This window comes from Mesorhizobium sp. M1396 (assembly GCF_040317725.1).
Taxonomy (GTDB): Bacteria; Pseudomonadota; Alphaproteobacteria; order Rhizobiales; family Rhizobiaceae; genus Mesorhizobium.
Genome location: NZ_JAMYLA010000127.1, coordinates 1 through 3,448 on the forward strand (window position 1 = coordinate 1; position 3,448 = coordinate 3,448).

General features: G+C 63.2%; 2 protein-coding genes. One reads left to right on the forward strand and one right to left on the reverse strand.

Annotated elements, in window-relative coordinates:
• Nucleotides 1-164: 164 nt before the first annotated feature.
• Nucleotides 165-1,919, reverse strand: a complete 1,755-nt coding sequence (locus NKH02_RS34170) for an ABC transporter ATP-binding protein (RefSeq protein WP_352868907.1) — start codon at nt 1,917-1,919, stop codon at nt 165-167.
• A 169-nt stretch (nt 1,920-2,088) separates the two neighbouring features.
• Here NKH02_RS34170 and NKH02_RS34175 point away from each other — a divergent pair, with 169 nt between their 5' ends.
• Complete coding sequence (locus NKH02_RS34175) at nt 2,089-3,369, forward strand: amidohydrolase family protein (protein WP_352884229.1); 1,281 nt, start codon at nt 2,089-2,091, stop codon at nt 3,367-3,369.
• Nucleotides 3,370-3,448 lie beyond the last annotated feature (79 nt).

Sequence of the window (3,448 nt, forward strand, 5' to 3'; positions counted from 1 at the left end):
CGGGCTCGCGGGCGGGTGGGGGTGGGTGTGGTCTTTCTTTATACGGGCCCCCCCCCCAGAGCTGTGGGTGTGGGCGGGGGCCGGGTTGGGGGGGCGGGCGCGGCCGGCGCCGCCCCCACCCCGCTGCTGCGCAGCGACCCTCCCCACAAGGGGGAGGGTAAGGATCACGGCATCAGCTGATACTCATACAGCTTCTGGTAAAGCCCGCCTTGCCTGAGCAAGGTCTTGTGCGGACCGCTTTCCACCACCTTGCCGGCTTCGAGCACCACGATCGTATCGGCCTGGTGCACGGTCGACAGGCGATGCGCGATGACGATCGTCGTGCGCCCTTCCGTCAATTGCTGCAGCGCGTCGCGGAACAGCGCTTCCGATTCGGCGTCGAGCGCGCTGGTCGCTTCGTCCAGGAGCAGGATTTCGGCATTGCGCAACATGGCGCGCGCGATCGAAATCCGCTGGCGCTGGCCGCCGGAAAGCAGTGCGCCGTTTTCGCCTACCTCGGTCTCGTAGCCTTTCGCCTGCGCGCGGATGAACTCATGCGCGTTGGCCGCCCTGGCGGCGGCGATCACCTCTTCGTCGGTCGCGCCCTCGCGCCCAAGCCGGATGTTGTGCATGATCGTGCCGGCAAACAGGAACGTGTCCTGGCTGACATACGCGATCTTTTCCCGCAGCGAGGCAAGCGTCGCATGGGATATATCCTGGCCATCGAGCAGCACCCTGCCGCTCCGCGGGTCGTACATGCGCATGATCAGGTTCAGAATAGTCGACTTGCCGCCGCCGGAAGGCCCGACCAGCGCCGTCACCTTGCCGGGCGCAAGGGTCAGGTCGAACCTGTCCAGCACCGGCGGGCCATTCTGATAGGCGAAGCTGACGGCGTCGAATCTGATCTCGCCCGGTCCGGCCAAAAGCGGCTTGGCATCCGGCTTCTCGGCCAGCGTCAGCGGCTCGTCGGCCAGTTGGAACATCATGCGCACGCCGACGATGCCACTCTCCAATGAGATGCGCACGCGCGCAAGGCGCTTTGCCGGTTCATAGGCGAGCAGCAGTGCCGCGATGAAAGCCATGATGCCGCCCGGTGTCTGGTCGCCCTCCAGCACCATAAAGCCGCTGACCACGACGGCACCCGCGATTGCCAGCCCGGCGAGCGTCTCCATCACCGGACTGGTGATCGCTTCCAGCGTGGCGATGTTGTTGGCCCGGTTCTCGACATCCGACACCGCCTTGAACATGCGCTTGCGCATCACGCCATCGAGGTTGAAGGATTTGACCACGCGCACGCCGATCGCGGTTTCCTGCATCACCTGCACGATCTGGCCGACCGAACGGAACTCAAGCGCGGCGAACTTGCGGACACGTTTCAGGATGCGGTTGACCCCATAGATGGCCAGGGGACCGACGATGAAGCAAATCAGGGACAGCGCCGGCTGTTGCACGATCATGACCAGCACCAGGGCAACCAGGGTCACCAGATCCCGCACATAGGACGTGACGATGAGGTCGAGTACGTTGCGCGCCGCTTGCGCGTTGTTGGTCATGCGGGTGATCAGGTCTGATGACGAGGTCGAGTGATAGAACTCGATGCCTTGCGCCAGGACGCGATCGTAGATCTTGCGCTGCCGTTCGGCGATGATGGCGTTGCCGACCCGGCTCATGAAATAGGCCTGGACGAAATTGGCGATGCCCTTGACGATGAAGATCGCGGCGACCGCCAGAGCAATCATGTTGACGCGATCGATCCTTTTGTCGACCACGAATTCATTGGTGATTTCGCGCAGGATCCATGCGCTGGCAGCCGTCATGCCGGCCACCACCAGCATCGACAGGACGGCGGCGCCGTAGCCAAACATATGCTGACGGAAGGATTCCCGAAGCAGCCTCACAACGAGGCGCTGGTTCTCCGTCGAGCGGAAAAAACGAAACAAATGGCTGGTCCTTGAAACCGCGACAACGAAGGCGGCTTATAGAGGGAGTTGCGGCCGGATGGAACCATAGGCAGATGCGGCGGACAAACCACTGTTGCAAGCGGCATCGACGGGATGCGATTTTCGGCCTCGGCCACATCGGATGATTCTTTTGACGGGATGACGACAGATGGATTTTGACCTTATCGTTCGCGGCGCCACATTGCCTGATGGCAGGGTAGCCGACATCGGCATCACCGGTGAGACCATCGCGGCGATCGAGCCCACACTGCAGGGTGCCGCGCGAACCGAGATCGATGCCCGTGGCAATCTGGTCTCCGCGCCCTTCGTCGACCCGCATTTCCACATGGACGCGACGCTCTCCTACGGCATTCCGCGCATCAACGCGTCGGGCACGCTGCTCGAAGGCATTTCGCTGTGGGGGGAACTAAAGCCGCTTTTGACGCATGAGGCGGTGCGCGACCGCGCGTTGGCCTACTGCGACTGGGCGGTATCGATGGGCCTGCTCGCCATCCGCACCCATGTCGATGTCTGCGATGACCGCCTGCTGGCGGTCGAGGCCCTGCTCGAGGTCAAGAAGACGGTCGCCCCTTACATCGATCTGCAACTGGTCGCCTTTCCGCAGGACGGGTTCTACCGCTCGCCGACGGCACGGGAAAACACCCTCCGCGCGCTGAACATGGGCGTCGATATTGTCGGCGGCATCCCGCATTTCGAGCGCACCATGGCCGACGGCACGCGCTCGGTAACGGAATTGTGCGAGATCGCGGCCAGGCGCGGCCTGATGGTCGACCTGCATTGCGACGAGACCGACGATCCGCTGTCGCGTCACATCGAGCAGCTTGCCTATGAGACGCAACGCCTCGGGCTGCACGGCAAGGTCGCCGGCTCGCACCTCACCTCGATGCATTCGATGGACAATTACTACGTCTCGAAGCTGCTGCCGCTGATCGCCGAAGCCGGTGTCTCGGCCATCCCCAACCCGCTGATCAACATCATGCTGCAGGGCCGCCACGACACCTTCCCGAAGCGCCGGGGTATGACCCGGGTCAAGGAAATGCAGGCGCTCGGCATCCGCGTCGGCTGGGGCCAGGATTGCGTGCTCGATCCCTGGTATTCGCTGGGCACCGCCGACATGCTCGACGTCGCCTTCATGGGGCTGCATGTCGCCCAGATGTCGAGCCCTGCCGACATGGCGCGCTGCTTCGACATGGTCACCAATGTCAACGCGTCGATCATGGGCCTCGATCATCTCGGCCTGGCGGTCGGCAAGCGCGCAAGCCTTGTCGTCCTCGATGCCGGCAATCCGGTCGAGGCCCTGCGCCTGCGCGCCGAACGCCTGTGCGTCATCGCCAGGGGCAAGGTGGTGGCGGAGAGGACGAAGCAGGAGACCAGGCTTTCGATCGATGGAAGGCCGGGAATGGTGAACCGGCGGCACATATCCAGCTAGGGCCTGTTGAGATTCAGGATTCCACTTTGAGCCTGATTGTGATTCAAGCTTTGAATGGCGCGATTTGTACTGACGGACG